The 14,427-nt window shown below is 51.4% G+C and carries 11 protein-coding genes; 5 read left to right on the forward strand and 6 right to left on the reverse strand.

Going from position 1 to position 14,427, the window contains the following annotated elements; translation table 11 throughout:
• Window positions 1–64 precede the first annotated feature (64 nt).
• The 3 genes from IX84_RS28930 to IX84_RS28940 all read left to right on the forward strand — a co-directional run bounded on the left by IX84_RS28930 (window position 65) and on the right by IX84_RS28940 (window position 2,711).
• Window positions 65–865, forward strand: a complete 801-nt coding sequence (locus IX84_RS28930; protein WP_044229700.1) for a TlpA family protein disulfide reductase — start codon at window positions 65–67, stop codon at window positions 863–865.
• A 549-nt stretch (window positions 866–1,414) separates the two neighbouring features.
• A complete protein-coding gene (locus tag IX84_RS28935) occupies window positions 1,415–1,960 on the forward strand; it encodes a helix-turn-helix domain-containing protein (RefSeq protein WP_152605135.1) in 546 nt (181 codons plus the stop codon).
• 46 nt (window positions 1,961–2,006) lie between these two features.
• On the forward strand, window positions 2,007–2,711 hold the full coding sequence (locus IX84_RS28940; protein WP_052516191.1) for an IS630 family transposase: 705 nt from the start codon (window positions 2,007–2,009) through the stop codon (window positions 2,709–2,711).
• A 185-nt stretch (window positions 2,712–2,896) separates the two neighbouring features.
• Here IX84_RS28940 and IX84_RS28945 read toward each other — a convergent pair whose 3' ends face one another.
• A complete protein-coding gene (locus IX84_RS28945; RefSeq protein WP_044229706.1) occupies window positions 2,897–3,580 on the reverse strand; it encodes a hypothetical protein in 684 nt (227 codons plus the stop codon).
• Window positions 3,581–4,294: 714 nt separating this feature from the next.
• On the opposite strand from IX84_RS28945, the gene IX84_RS31720 reads away from it, so the two are divergent.
• The gene (locus tag IX84_RS31720) at window positions 4,295–5,059 is read left to right on the forward strand and encodes a M48 family metallopeptidase (RefSeq protein ID WP_052516497.1); all 765 of its coding nucleotides are present in this window, start codon (window positions 4,295–4,297) and stop codon (window positions 5,057–5,059) included.
• A 115-nt stretch (window positions 5,060–5,174) separates the two neighbouring features.
• Here IX84_RS31720 and rplI read toward each other — a convergent pair whose 3' ends face one another.
• The 5 genes from rplI to IX84_RS31725 form a co-directional block, all read right to left on the reverse strand.
• On the reverse strand, window positions 5,175–5,624 hold the full coding sequence (gene rplI, locus IX84_RS28960; RefSeq protein WP_044229711.1) for a 50S ribosomal protein L9: 450 nt from the start codon (window positions 5,622–5,624) through the stop codon (window positions 5,175–5,177).
• Between the two features lie 27 nt (window positions 5,625–5,651).
• Entirely contained in the window at window positions 5,652–5,918 is a 267-nt protein-coding gene (gene rpsR, locus IX84_RS28965) for a 30S ribosomal protein S18 (RefSeq protein WP_044229713.1), read from the reverse strand.
• Between the two features lie 39 nt (window positions 5,919–5,957).
• Window positions 5,958–6,422: a 30S ribosomal protein S6 gene (rpsF, locus tag IX84_RS28970; protein WP_044229715.1), complete on the reverse strand. Its 465-nt coding sequence runs from the start codon at window positions 6,420–6,422 to the stop codon at window positions 5,958–5,960.
• A gap of 168 nt (window positions 6,423–6,590) precedes the next feature.
• Window positions 6,591–9,191 carry a YCF48-related protein gene (locus IX84_RS28975; protein WP_044229719.1) on the reverse strand — a complete coding sequence of 867 codons (2,601 nt, stop codon included), beginning with the start codon at window positions 9,189–9,191 and terminating at the stop codon, window positions 6,591–6,593.
• A gap of 10 nt (window positions 9,192–9,201) precedes the next feature.
• Window positions 9,202–10,782 (reverse strand): formylglycine-generating enzyme family protein, encoded by a 1,581-nt coding sequence (locus tag IX84_RS31725; protein WP_052516498.1) that lies wholly within the window; start codon window positions 10,780–10,782, stop codon window positions 9,202–9,204.
• A 169-nt stretch (window positions 10,783–10,951) separates the two neighbouring features.
• On the opposite strand from IX84_RS31725, the gene IX84_RS28990 reads away from it, so the two are divergent.
• Window positions 10,952–14,404, forward strand: a complete 3,453-nt coding sequence (locus IX84_RS28990) for a pyruvate carboxylase (RefSeq protein WP_044229721.1) — start codon at window positions 10,952–10,954, stop codon at window positions 14,402–14,404.
• Window positions 14,405–14,427: the final 23 nt, after the last annotated feature.

Consider the following 14,427-nt stretch of genomic DNA (forward strand, 5'->3'; position numbering starts at 1 on the left):
CGTTGGGTGGGGTTGTGTGACTTTTCTCACTAACGCTATGCTGCAAATTTGTGAATCTTTACCCATGCGTACTATCATTATCCTGCTATCTGTGGTTGTGCTTTGGTCCTGCTCCTCCCCTACCGGTGCCAGTCAGGTTACGCCTGCACCGGACCAGCAACTATTGCAATGGGCAAAAACTCAGCCTGCACCGAACAGTTTGCAGCCCTTTTTCGACTTTATTGCCACCCAATCGGCTGACAGCACGCAGCGGCAATACTGGCAGTCTCTCTTTCTCGCACAAGTCCTGAATCAGGAAAAAGGGTGGGAAGCCTACAGTGCGGTGGTCGATGTAAGCACCGTGGCACTACTGGACTTCAAGCTGGGCAAACACAATCCGCACCGGGCGCTTTACGCGGATGCGTTGCAGCATTACTACACCACCCGCCAATTGCGCTACGCTGCTGATTTTACTGCCGTAGACACCAATGGAAATGCAATCCAACTGAGTGCTTTTGGAGACAAAGTCATCTACATCGATACCTGGGCGTCGTGGTGTGGCCCCTGCATGCAGCAACTGCCCTATTTGCATGCTCTGGCTGAGCACTATGCGGATCAGCCGGACTTCCTTATCCTTACCGTTTCCTTTGACCGTTCCTTTGAGGCCTGGAAGCGCGCCTTGTCCAAACAAGCGGCCTACCCCAATATATTCCCGGTTTATGTGGAGGGAGGCATGGATTCGGATTATGGCAGTTTGTTTTCTATTTCCAGTATCCCGTCCTATGCCTTGTTGGGCCGGTCTCGTGAGGTCATTGATATGTCTGCCCCCAAGCCTGGAGTGGATAGCCTGAAACTGGTAATTGAAGGTGTTTTGGGGAAGCCTTAGGATGTTCCCCTACATTTAGGTTTATCTTTTGCAATTCGGTGCCGCCCCGCTGGAGGACCTTCCCGGAATCAGTGCAAATCCGCGCAATCAGTCTAATCCGTGTTACAACCCGCCACGCACGATAATAGTACACTGATGACGCTGATCTGACTGATCACACTGATCTGCCCAACGAGTCCCGCCCCGCTGGATGGCCCGCCCGGAAATCCGTGCAAATCTGCGCAAATCCGTCCAATCTGTGTTCCCTCATGCCACGCACGACACGGGTACACTGATGACGCTGATCTTACTGATGACACTGATCTGCTCAACGAGACCCGCCCCGCTGGAGGGCCCGCCCGGAAATCCGTGCAAATCTGCGCAAATCCGTCCAATCTGTGTTCCCTCATGCCACGCACGACACGGGTACACTGATGACGCTGATCACACTAACAAAAGAAACAATATCCTACCGCCCCCTGCCTGAGAACAGGAATCTCCTACGTTTACAGTAAGGAAATGCTAGCCTAGTGGCTTAAGACATAAATAATTGATAATTTTAAACGTTCTTTGACAGAAAATACCATGGGAAGAGGCCAAGCACCGGCTGCCCCAATCCCGATGACTCTACTACAAAAGGAGATATTGCAGGATATAGGGCGCCGGCATACGACAAGCCAGCAACTAGCCAAGCGCATCAAGCTATTGCTAATGGCCAATCAAGGACAAAGCAATTCCCACATCAAAAGGGAACTGGATATTTCACTGAATACGGTAAAATCCTGGCGCAGGCGCTGGGAGGCAGACTATGATAATTTGGTATCCTATGAATCGTATTTGGAGAATCAAGAAGTGAGCCCCTTGGATTTACGCAAACGTTTAATCAGTACGTTAAAAGACTCGCCTCGTTCGGGAGCGCCGAAAACCATCACCTTAGCCCAGGAAAAACAGATCATAGCCCTAGCCTGCGAGCCCCCAGCCGATTACCAGGTAGAAATGGCTGATTGGACGCACGAGATGCTGGCCAAAGTTGCCATAGCGAAAGGCATCGTGGCCAGTATTTCCTCCCGGCAAGTAGGGAGGATTTTAAAAAAGCAGCCCTCTTCAGCCTCATAAATCAGAGTATTGGCTATTCCCAAAGATCGAAGATTGGGGAGCCTTCGTGCTCAGGGTTGCTTTGGTTTGCCAGTTCATTCTCGATTCTGTGCTGCGCAAGCACCCCAACCGCCATGTCATAAGCATCGACGAAAAAACGGGTATCCAGGCTATAGAGCGTGCCAAAGGTGCAGCCCCCAAAAGCAAGGGGGCACACCAACGGGTGGAATATGAGTACATCCGTCACGGTACAACGACGCTGATTGCCGCTAACAACGTGGAAAATGGCCAGGTCATCAATTACCGTATGGGAGACACTCGGGATGAAACAGATTATGCTGACTTCATCAAATGCACCGTCCATGCACTGCCAGAAATGGACCAGGTTATTATTTTGTCCGACCAGCTCAATACCCATATGTCGGAATCGCTGGTCCGCTGGATTGCCGAGTGCGAAGGGTATGATGAAGGCCTGGGCACAAAAGGCCGGGAGGGCATCTTAAAAAACATGGTAACTCGTAGGCGTTTCCTGGAAAAAGAAGAGCACCGTATCAGATTTGTCTTCACGCCCAAGCATTGCTCCTGGCTCAACCCAATCGAAAATTGGTTCGCTAAGCTGCAGCGTCATGTGATTAGCAATGGCAATTTTTCTTCAGTCGAAGAGCTACAAATCAAAATAGAAGCCTACGTGGCTTTTTACAATGAGTGCTTGGCTAAACCTCTAAAATGGAAATTTAAAGGCTTCGACAAGGACCGGGAACCTCTCATTTAAATTGTCAGAAACTTATGTCTTAAGCCACTAGGGCACTCTTTTTTAGCCCAAAGTATTCTATAAACAGAGAAGTCAAACATAGGGAGCTCAAAAATGAGAAAACCTCAAAACAGAGCGAAAATAGGAGAGCAGCACCCCCTGAACTGAAGCTGCTGCCCTAATTAAAACTCGCTAAGTTAGTCCCTTTAGTCTTCTTCGTAGGGTACTGTGCGTATTAAATCTAACTCGACATGTAAACTATCTAGGTATTCAAAAGTGCCATATCCACTGAATATCAACTGGCCACGTATGGTATCAGGATGAATAAACACCCCTTGAAAACTAGGAACGGCAAAACCAATTCGCTCACCATTTGCGTCGAAATCGGTGCAATTTTCAAATCGGAACTGCTCTCCACCTGTGTTGGGAGGAAACTGGAAGAAATATAATTCCAGCGCTCCCACTTCGTTGTAAAAAAGCGTATAATCTACTTCCTCAGGGCGGATCCTGTCTGGACGCTCTACTTTGAAGGAAGTCGCTGCACCAGGACCATTCTGATTACTGAACGAATCAATTTCGGTCAACGGTTCCTGAGTAAAAGTAATAGCAAAGGTATCCAGGCAACCAATGGGTTCCAACTCTGCGATAAAGGTTTTCAGGTTTGGCTCAATGCAAAACTTCCGTGGTGACATACTATCTTCCAATGGTCCCCATGCCTCAAACCAATTCTCAATCGAGCCTTCCGGGCATTCACACTGCAGGTCAATACAGACCATTTCGCAATCCCAGCATTCCGGGCAGGTGGGCTCCGCAATGGGTTCTTCTTTTTGGCAGGCAAAGAGCGTAAGGACCACCAAAGCTCCTGTGAAAATTAAATGCTTCAATTTCATGGCAAAAAGATTTTGTGGGTAGAGAGATTGTTGTTTGAATCTATAAGTTGAATAAAATATAGCTCTGTGGGCCCATCCAGATAAACAAGTGCAGCAGATTCAAAGTGCAGGGTATGAATCCCATCAATTCTCCCCAAAGGATAGCAGGTTTCACCAAATACAGGAGCGTCTTCAAAAAATGCATCCGTTGTATCCACCGGATGATATTGCCCGTAAATATTACTGAGACAGAAAAAAAACAGCATTATGCATAAAATGCGTGATGCGTGATGCGTGATGCGTGATGCGTGAGTACATAGCGTTGAATTTTTAAACAGAGAAATAATAATTTACCAAGATAAATATACACAATGTCAAAATACAATACAACACCACAGTGCTGCTTTTTTTGAAAAAAATATTGTCTTTTTACCCTAATCAATACAATACACTGTTATTGACCTGATCCCAGGATAAAAAACTATGACATGCTTTTAGTGGTGTTGCTGAAATCCCACCCTGCTTGTGTTCTAAATTTTCCAGGAAAAGCTCTAAGCTCAAATCTATATTATCATCCTCCTCCCACGTTAATAGTACACTGATGACACTGATCTGCTCAACGAGACCCGCCCCGCTGGATGGCCCGCCCGGAATCTGTGAAAATCCGCGCAATCCGTCTAATCTGTGCCCCTACCTCCATAAACAGCAACCAAAGAAATCTGTAACTTAGCCCCCATGAGACGGAAACGCAACAAGGCCAAGCCCACTCTACAGCAATTGACCCTCGATATCGGGGGTACCACAGTCCCCGTGCGCATCTACAAAGAGTACCGGCACAACGTCCGGGCAAGCATCGGCAAAACGGCAGCCTTTTTGCGTATGCCCCACGGATTACATGCCCGCGAAGAAGAAAGACACCTGAACTGGTTTAAAGACTGGCTCCACGAACAAGTAGCCAAAAGTGATAGGATCAACCGCCACTTCGGGCACCGGGCGTATCAGGATGGGGATACCCTTGAAGTTGGAAAAAAACAGTACCGGTTAGCGATCACCTATGAAGACCGGAAAACCCACTCGGGCAAGTTGCTCCCGGACGGCACCATTGCCCTGAAGCTCAGCCACCATGATCAGGTGCCGGAATTTACCAAGCGCCTGCAGCATCTACTGAGCCGTATCGTAGCGCAGGATTTTCTACCGGAAATCACCCGCCGGGTCGACGATTTAAACGACCGGTTTTTCCAGCAGAACATCGGGGAGGTCCGCTTGAAGTACAACCACAGCAATTGGGGGAGCTGCTCCTCAAAAGGCAATATTAACCTATCCACGCGCCTGCTGTTTGCACCGGATGATGTAATCGACTATGTCATCATCCACGAGTTGGCGCATCGTATTGAGATGAACCACTCGCCTCGGTTTTGGAAGCTGGTCTCCGATGCGATGCCCGATTACAAGGAGAAGGAAAAGTGGCTGAAAGTGCACGGTGGGAAGCTCGGCTTCTAGAAAGTAAAAAGCCATTTGCCCTACCAGGTAAGACAAATGGCTCTAAATGTAGATTGTTTCGGCTGGTGAACTGGGGATAGCCCCGGCGCACCGAACCAAGCACCTGAGGCGTAGCTTATTCTTCTACAACCTCGAAGTTTACTTTGATATCCACTTCCGGGTGGAGTTTCAGCTCAGCGACATAAGCGCCGAGGGTTTTAATATCGTCTTCCGGCAGGATAACGCGGCGGCGGTCCACTTCGATACCCATTTGGTCCTTCAGCGCAGCAGCCAGCTGTACGTTGGTTACGCTACCGAAGATTTTACCGCTTGTGCCAGCTTTAGCGCCGATTTTCAGCACTTTACCTTTCAGGTTATCCGCCATTTCGACGAACTCAGCCTTACGGGCTGCCAGTTCTTCTTCCTCTTTGCGCTTGATCTCATCGAGCTTAGCGCGGTTGGCGTCGTTGGCAACAAGGGCCAGTCCCTGAGGGATGAGGTAGTTGCGCGCATAACCCGGCTTAACGCTAACGAGCTCGTGCTTATCGCCTACCTTATCTATATCTTTTAACAGAATGATATCCATCTTTCAAAAATTTAGAGGGCCAAAAAATTACTTCAGCAAGTCAGTCACGTAAGGCATCAGCGCCAGGTGACGGGCACGCTTCACTGCAGTAGCCACTTTACGCTGGTACTTCAGGGAGTTGCCGGTGATGCGGCGAGGCAAAATCTTGCCCTGCTCGTTAACGAACTGAGTCAGGAAGTCTGCATCTTTGTAGTCGATGTACTTAATGCCAAACTTACGGAAGCGGCAGTACTTGTCGCGCTTCTGACCAATTTTAGGATTGCTGAGGAACTTAATATCGTCTCTGGATGCCATGATCTTTCAACTTTAGAATTAAACAAATGGGGTGGACGACTATTCTTCTTCTTCGCTTTTAGCAGCAGCTTCCTCTTTCTTAGGAGCCGGCTTGCGCTTCTCGTCCTTCTTGCGATTGTCGCGGCGGCTGTCCTTGCGGTCGTCGCTCTTCTTCGCTTTTTTCTTTACTTTGCCGATCTTTCCGGCACGCTTGTCTGCATTGTACTTCACACCGTATTTGTCGAGTGCGGCAGTGAGGAAACGCATGATGCGCTCGTCGCGGCGCAGCGCCAGTTCCATCACGTCAATCAGTTCGCCGTTAGGCGCTTCGAATTCAATGCAGTAGTAAATCCCGGAGGTTCGGCGGTTAATTGGATAAGCCAATTGGCGCAACCCCATTTCGTCCACATGTACGATCTGGCAACCCTCATTTTTGAGGTGATCGACATATGTCTGAGCTGTCGCTTCGATTTCCTCCCTCGACAGCACCGGGTCTACGATGAAAGTTACTTCGTAATTTTTCATTGGATCAGACATATTAATAATATAATCAAAAAACTCCGGCGCTTCTGCCGAAGGTTACTTTACAGCCAAAATGCTGATGAATGCTGTATTGGAAGCCAAAACTGCTTACACCATTGTCTTTTAGCGGGTGCAAAGATAAGAAAGGTTTTGAATTTTACAATGTATTTCCTAATCCGCAATAATAACCTTTTGCATCTGCCGGTACTCCCGGTACTGAATCATCAGCAAATAGGCACCATTGGGTGCTCCCAGATCCAAAGCCTGCTGAACTTCCTGCCCTTCCCAAGCCCTGACTTGCGCCCCCAGAGCATTGTACAAGACAAGCTGCACGGCCCCGACATCCCATGTCCCAGGCAACTCAACCCAAAGCTGCCCCGTACCAGGGTTGGGCCATACCGACACCTTTTGCAGGCCCACCTCACGCAGGCTCGTCGTCATCGGGACCGTCACTGAAAGAGTATCCGAACAGTCATTACCATCCGTCACCGTTACCGTATAGTTGCCAGCCAACAGTCCGGTCTGCACCAGCCCCACGCCTCCATTACTCCAGCTTACACTGAATGGTGGCTGCCCCTGAAGGACGTCCAGTACTGCCGCGCCATTCCCACTACCGTTGTCCGGCAGGGTATCCACGATAAATAGTTCAGGGTTAGGAAAAACCGCCAAGTCAAGTACCCGAATACTGTCACAGCCCTGAGCATTGGTGTAAACCAACTGATACTGCCCGGGCTCACTTAGCATCATACCCTCCCAGGTGTAGGTCTCGCCATCGCAGATTTCCGCCGTTTCTGTAGCTAAATCATTTGGAAAAACCGTTAGCGCTAAATTTACGATGGAATCACACCCGGCAGCTCCATTTAACACGACTTCGTAGGTTCCTGTAGCATCAAAATCCATGTCGCCCACCATGACTGTTTCCCCTTCGCATACTGATAACTCAAGGTTGGTTTCAGCAGCAGGTGCTTCTGTAAGAATGAGCGTGACGGTGCTGTCGCAGCCATCTGTAGCGGTAAAATCACGTATGTAGGTGCCGGGATTGGTCAATATTTGTTCATTCCATACATAAAATCCGCCTTCACAAAAGGAAGCCTCAAATGACACATTATAGCTCTGAAGCGCCTGCACGCTCAAAAAAATCATCTGAGGGCAACCATCAGCATTGAGGATTTGTGTAAAATAATCTCCAGAGCCATCCACTTCTATATTTTCGTACATAAATGGAAAACCTGAAGCACATACCATAGTATCTAATGTAATGGGTTCCGTGATAGAATACTCAATTTGCACCAAAATCAGGGAATCACAACCGTTGACGGCAGCGCCGGGGAGCACCTCAGTTCCAACAGGGTTGAACTCATCGTAAAAGTTGCCGTTGACCTCCAGAAATTCACCAGAACAAAGCAGGGTATCCAGCAATAGGGTACCATTTTCCTGTACTTCCACCGCAACCATATCTGAATCGGTGCAGCCAAACGCATTTACCACTGTGAGGCTGTAGATTCCTGTAGTAGCGACCTCCAGCTCAGCATTCCCGCTCCCATCGCTCCATGCATAACTCACCACATCATCCGGGCCGGCCAGCAGCAAAGTTTCACCTTCGCACAGGGCAACGTCACTGCCCAGATTGACTTCAGGGGCAGGAAGAACCTGTAACAAAAGAGAATCCTTAGCGACACACCCATCTTCTTCCACACTTAATACATACCAGTTGTCGCCGGCGCTTGCAGGCAGCAGACTGACTGACGAGCCTGTGCCAATAATGCCGTTTGGGCCTTCCCATAGATACGTTGGGTTTCCAGGAATTGCTTCTGCATTAAGCTGTACAGTCTCCCCGGTACACACCGAGACAGGACCTGATGCAGCCGCCTTTATCCACCGGAACGCGACTACGGTACCTCCGCTACCCGCAAGATAGCCCGACCGGGTGCCGGTGAGCGCCACCGCCGACCAGTCCACGCCCGGGATCAGCTCAAGGTTATCCCAGGATTGGCCACCATCCGTACTAGCAGCCACCAGCCCATCCTGCCCGGCTCCAACAACAGCACCGCTGCCATCAGCCGCCAGCGCATGAAAGCGCCGACCGTCCAGCCATTCCCAGCTAAGGCCGGCATTATCTGAGTAGTAAGTACCGCCCGCTCCAGACAGCCACACTTCATTGCCCTGAATTTCCAGGGCGTAGTGGTCTCCGGTGCCTGTACCGCCTAAGCTGTTCCAGGTTTGACCGCCATTAGTGCTTCGAAGCAACACGCCACCCTCACCCGCAGCCAGAACGGTCTGCGCATTCACCCATCTGACAACGTTCAGGTTGTTAGGCGTACCGGCATCTACCCAGGTCCAGGCGGTACCGCCGTTTATAGTGCGAAGCAGTGTGCCGCAATCTCCTGCCACAAGCCCTAAATTACTGAAGGCAAAATCGACGCTGTTCAGGTCCGCACCGACAGGGCTGAACTGCTGCTGCCAGGACAAGCCTCCATCAGTAGTTCTTCGGATGACACCACTCTCGCCTACAACCCAGCCCATAGCCTGCCCCAGGAAGGTAAGCCCCCGAAGGTTTACATGGGTACGGAGATCAGCCAGGGCCCAGGATTGACCGCCGTTCGTGGTTTGCAGTACCTGCCCCGATTCGCCTGTCAGCCAACCCTGCTCAGCAGACAGAAAATGAGCCGCTGACCAATCTGCCGAGACCGGTGTGGTGAGCTCCTCCAGGCATTGCGCATGAATCGTAGCAGTAAAAAACAAGCTAAAAATAAGTGCATAAATCGTTTTCATAGGAAGTTGGTTATTTTGAACGCGCTACACGAAAGGCAAAAGTCGTCCGGCGTGCACCGGGCAGAAAATTCAAACGATTGGCTACACGGGAGCCATCTGCGGTGGTATTCCAGGACCCGCCCCGTATGGTACGTAGTGTCAGACCAGCTGGCCCCAGCGGATTATCAACCGGGCTGACATCATAGTAATCAGAATCATACCAGTCCCAGCACCATTCATAAATATTGCCTGTCATATCATACAACCCCAACTCATTAGGTGCGCGGGTACCTACGGGTTGGCTGTTAACATTACTATTGCCGCTGTGCCAGGCCACGGCATCAAGGTCATTGCTGCCGGCATAAACAGTGACCAGCCCTGCTGCTCCGCCCCTGGCGGCATATTCCCACTCTGCTTCGGTGGGGAAGCGATATCCATCAGCCTCCGTATCCCAGTAAATGTCCACATAGGCCAGCTGGTCCCCTACCAGAGAATCAAACACTTCTGTGAATGCCGCATCAAAGTAATAAGCCGGTGTCCGCCCTTCCGTGAGGCTCAGCCGGTTGCAGTAGGTGGCCGCATCATACCAGCTCACACGGTAAGTGGGATAGTCAGGGCCTGCCCCTCTGTTGTATAAAGGCGTATATTCTGGTATCAGAGCCGCCCATTCGGCCTGCGTGACCTCATAGCGGGAGAGCAGGAAGTCGTCTACGCTAACCGTGTGGGGCGGATATTCATCGTTTTGGCAGTCCGGTTCCTGTTCAGCAGTACAGCCCATGGTGAAGGCCCCACCGGGCACCGTGACCATCCGGCCGGTAGTGCGGGCCACTCTAAACCCAATGGTACTGCTTTGATCGCCGGGTTCTGCAAATGCCCGGCTGCTCACTGATACACCGGCAGATTGCTGAAAATGCCCTCCCCGGACAATCCGGTCCGTACCGGTTGCTACTCCGCGCGGGTCGCAAAGTGGAAAGTTGGGATAATCGCCATACAGATCCCAGACCCATTCGGCCACATTCCCACTCATATCGTACAAACCAAGTCCATTTGGTGCTTTGGTGGCTGACGGCTGTGTGGCAGCCCCCGCCACCGCAACCTCCGTCCAGTTATCACTTCCGGCATAACGAAAATCATTATCTATATTCCCACCCCGGGCAGCGTACTCCCACTCGGCTTCGGTAGGCAGGCGATAGCCATCTGACTCGGTATCCCAGTATACAGTACCTGCTGTACTGAAAAAGGGCTCTGACAGCTCAGGGTCGCTATAGTAGGCCGGCGCCACCCCCTGCTGCTGGCTTAGGACATTACAAAACACGATAGCCGCATACCAGCTCACCCGCTCTACCGGGCAATCGCTGCAGCCAATATTCAAGGAAGGATTATTGCCAATAACCGCCAGGTATTCCGCCTGTGTCACCTCATGCGTACCTATCGCAAATGCGCCTAAAGTCACTGAATGAGCAGGTAGATCTGACGATGTACAGGGTTGCTGCCCGATCGTACAGCCCCGTTGGTAAATGCCGCTGTCAATCAGGGTAACAGAAAGGTTTTGCGACCAGGCTACGGTAAAGGAAAAACATAAAAGCAGGACGTGAATGTGTTGGTGGTTCATATTTGTTTAGTTTGACGGATTACCTGCAAAGTTACAAGGCAATTGCTTTTTCTCCCCCCTCAGGCTTCGGATTTCCACTCCGCAATCTGAAAACTAAATTTTGCCGTCCTACCGGCAATTACTATCTTCCGGGCGGCCCTACCCTCACTTTCAATCAACAGCGAAAACAATGATTCCAGAACGCAAGCGATTTAAAAAGCTCATGGTAGCCAACCGCGGAGAGATTGCTATCCGCGTCTTGCGCGCCGCATCCGAGCTCAATTTACGGACCGTTGCCATTTATACGTACGAAGACCGCTATTCGTTGCACAGATATAAGGCAGATGAGGCTTATCAGGTGGGCGAAGATAATGATCCGCTCAAACCTTATCTGAATATTGAAGAAATAATCCGGGTAGCTAAGCTGAATGAAGTTGATGCCATCCACCCTGGTTATGGTTTCCTCTCTGAGAATGTCACCTTCGCCCGGCGCTGCCGCGAAGAAGGCATCGAATTTGTGGGGCCATCGCCGGAAAGCATGGAGCAACTGGGCGACAAAGTGGCTGCCAAAAAGCTGGCCCGGCAGCAGAATGTCCCTCTTATCGAAGACAGTCAGGAGCCGCTGAACAGTGCCGAAATCGCACTGAAGGAGGCTAAAAGAATCGGGTTCCCGGTAATGCTAAAGGCAGCATCCGGGGGCGGTGGCCGGGGCATGCGCGTGGTACGCAAGGAAGAAGACCTCGCCAATGCCTTTCAGGAGGCCCGGCGGGAAGCAGGCAATGCCTTTGGCGATGATACAGTATTCATAGAAAAGTTCATTGATCAGCCTAAGCACATCGAAGTACAGCTGCTGGGTGACAAACATGGCAACCTGGTCCACCTATTCGAAAGAGACTGCTCTGTACAGCGCCGCTTTCAGAAGGTAGTGGAGATCGCCCCCTGCCCTTCCATCAATGAAGTCACCAAGCAAAAGCTATACGACTACGCTATCCGGTTGGGCAAAGCGGTCAACTACAGTAATGCAGGCACGGTGGAATTCCTGGTCGATAAAGACGAAAACGTATACTTTATAGAGGTCAACCCCAGAATACAGGTAGAGCACACCATCACGGAGGAGGTAACGGGCGTCGATATTGTCCGCTCCCAAATCCTCATTGCGGCGGGCTATGAGCTGAGCCACCGGTCTATCTACATCCGCAATCAGGAAGATGTGGAGTGCAGTGGTTACGCTATTCAGTGCCGGGTGACCACCGAAGACCCGGCCAACAACTTCAAGCCCGATTACGGTACCCTGATTGCTTACCGCTCCGCGTCTGGCATGGGCATACGCCTGGATGCCGGCTCTGCTTTCCCGGGCGCAAAAATTTCGCCTTACTTTGACTCCATGCTGGTGAAGGTAACTGCCTGGGGCCGGACGATGAAAGGGGCTTCTCAGCGTCTTCACCGGGCGCTGCGGGAGTTCCGGGTACGGGGCGTGAGTACCAATATTGGTTTCCTGCTCAACCTGCTTCGGGACCAAACCTTTCAGCAGGGGCTTGCCACCGTCAACTTCATACAAGACCACCCCGAGCTCATGGCGATGCCCAACTGGCGGGACCGTGGCACCAAGCTCCTCCGCTACCTGGCAGAAGTCATCGTCAATGACAATCCGGATGTGAAATACAAGGACGAAAGCAAAATTTTTATCGACCCGGTCGTGCCCGCTTATGACCCTAAAGCCCCGGTACCCGATGGCACCCGGCAAAAACTGCAGCAGCTTGGCGCGGAGGGCTTCGCGCAGTGGCTCAAGGAACAAAATGCCGTTCAGTATACGGATACCACCTTCCGGGATGCCCACCAATCCCTGCTAGCTACCCGCATGCGCACCTACGACATGGAAAAGGTCGCCCGCAGCTTCGCCCTGCGCCACAGCGATGATGTCTTCTCTATGGAAGTCTGGGGCGGCGCCACTTTCGATGTTTCCATGCGCTTCCTCAAGGAATGCCCCTGGAAGCGCCTGCAGTTCCTGCGGGAAGCAATTCCAAATATCTGCTTCCAAATGCTGCTGCGGGGCTCTAACGCGGTAGGTTATACTGCCTATCCGGACAACCTCATCATCAAGTTCATAGAGGAAGCCGCTGAGGCAGGCATTGACATTTTCCGCATCTTCGACTCCCTCAACTGGGTGGAAGCGATGAAGGTCAGTATCAAGACCGTTCGGGAACGTACCGACAGCATCGCGGAGGCCTGCCTTTGCTACACTGGCGATATCACCGACCCCACCCGGACCAAGTATACCCTACAGTATTACCTTGACCTGGCCAAACAGCTGGAGGATCAGGGGGCACACATTATCGCCATCAAGGATATGGCTGGCTTGCTGAAGCCACTGGCTGCGGAAGAACTCATTGGGGCGCTAAAGGACACCGTCCACACCCCCATACATTTGCATACGCACGACACCGCCTCCATACAGGCAAGCACTTACATGACCGCCGTAGAAGCTGGCGTGGACGTGATAGACGTGGCCATCAGCTCCATGTCTGGCCTGACCTCTCAGCCCAACTTCAATGCGGTAGCCGCAGCCATGAAAGGGCATGAGCGGGAGCACCCGATCAACCTGCACTCGCTGAACGAATTCTCCGCCTACTGGGAAGCCGTGCGCCGCTATTACTATCCGTTTGAGACCGAACTGCGCTCCGGCACTGCTGAAGTCTACGAGCACGAAATCCCCGGCGGGCAGTATTCCAACCTCCGGCCACAGGCGCGGGCACTCGGGCTGGAGGAAAAATTCGAGACCATCAAAAAGAACTACCGCGTAGCCAATGACCTATTCGGAGATATCGTTAAGGTAACCCCTTCTTCCAAAGTGGTGGGCGACATGGCGATGTTCATGACCTCCAATAACCTGACTCGTGAGGACATCCTTCAAAAGGGGCATACGCTTTCCTTCCCTGATAGCGTCAAGGCCCTCATGCGGGGCGACCTGGGCCAAACGCCGGGCGGCTTCCCCAAGGACATCCAAAAAATTGTCCTCAAAGATGAGCAGCCCTATACCGAGCGGCCCAACGCCCACCTGGAGCCGGTTGACTTTGACACGGAATATGCCGAATTCAAATCCCGCTTTGGTGAATACCTGGACATGCGTAACTTTTTGTCCTATAAGCTGTACCCCAAGGTGTATGAGGAATACCGCGAGCATTACGATAACTATGCACTGGTCAGAGCCCTCCCCACGCCGGCCTTCTTCTTCGGCCTGAAGCCTAATGAAGAAATCATTGTCGCGCTTGATGCGGGCAAAAGCCTGCTGATCAAGTACATCAATATGTCTGAACCGGACGCACAGGGCGTGCGCCTGGTGTTTTTCCAACTCAACGGGCAGACCCGCTCCGTACCGGTGCGCGACCGCAAGGTACAGTCGGAAGTAGTTGTGCACCGCAAAGCGGAAAACGATAAACAGGTGGGCGCCCCGCTACAGGGTAATCTTTCGAAAATACTGGTCGAGGAAGGGCAGGAAGTAAAAGCCAACAGCCCGCTCTTCACCATCGAGGCTATGAAAATGGAGTCTACGGTTACTTCTCCCATAGCTGGTACGGTCAAAAAGATTTTCCTGACCGAAAAAACGCTGGTGGAACAGGATGACCTGGTGATTGAGCTTTCTTAAGATCGCCTGCTGCAAAAAAAAGC

Source organism: Phaeodactylibacter xiamenensis (assembly GCF_000759025.1).
In the GTDB taxonomy this organism is placed as follows: Bacteria; Bacteroidota; Bacteroidia; order Chitinophagales; family Saprospiraceae; genus Phaeodactylibacter; species Phaeodactylibacter xiamenensis.

Bases quoted from the DNA above. Each gene is read 5' to 3' on its own strand.
- IX84_RS28930 (WP_044229700.1), top strand. From the start codon at position 65: ATGCGTACTATCATTATCCTGCTATCTGTGGTTGTGCTTTGGTCCTGC.
- IX84_RS28945 (WP_044229706.1), bottom strand. From the start codon at position 3,580: ATGAAATTGAAGCATTTAATTTTCACAGGAGCTTTGGTGGTCCTTACG.
- IX84_RS31720 (WP_052516497.1), top strand. From the start codon at position 4,295: ATGAGACGGAAACGCAACAAGGCCAAGCCCACTCTACAGCAATTGACC.
- rplI (WP_044229711.1), bottom strand. From the start codon at position 5,624: ATGGATATCATTCTGTTAAAAGATATAGATAAGGTAGGCGATAAGCAC.
- rpsR (WP_044229713.1), bottom strand. From the start codon at position 5,918: ATGGCATCCAGAGACGATATTAAGTTCCTCAGCAATCCTAAAATTGGT.
- rpsF (WP_044229715.1), bottom strand. From the start codon at position 6,422: ATGAAAAATTACGAAGTAACTTTCATCGTAGACCCGGTGCTGTCGAGG.
- IX84_RS28975 (WP_044229719.1), bottom strand. From the start codon at position 9,191: ATGAAAACGATTTATGCACTTATTTTTAGCTTGTTTTTTACTGCTACG.
- IX84_RS31725 (WP_052516498.1), bottom strand. From the start codon at position 10,782: ATGAACCACCAACACATTCACGTCCTGCTTTTATGTTTTTCCTTTACC.
- IX84_RS28990 (WP_044229721.1), top strand. From the start codon at position 10,952: ATGATTCCAGAACGCAAGCGATTTAAAAAGCTCATGGTAGCCAACCGC.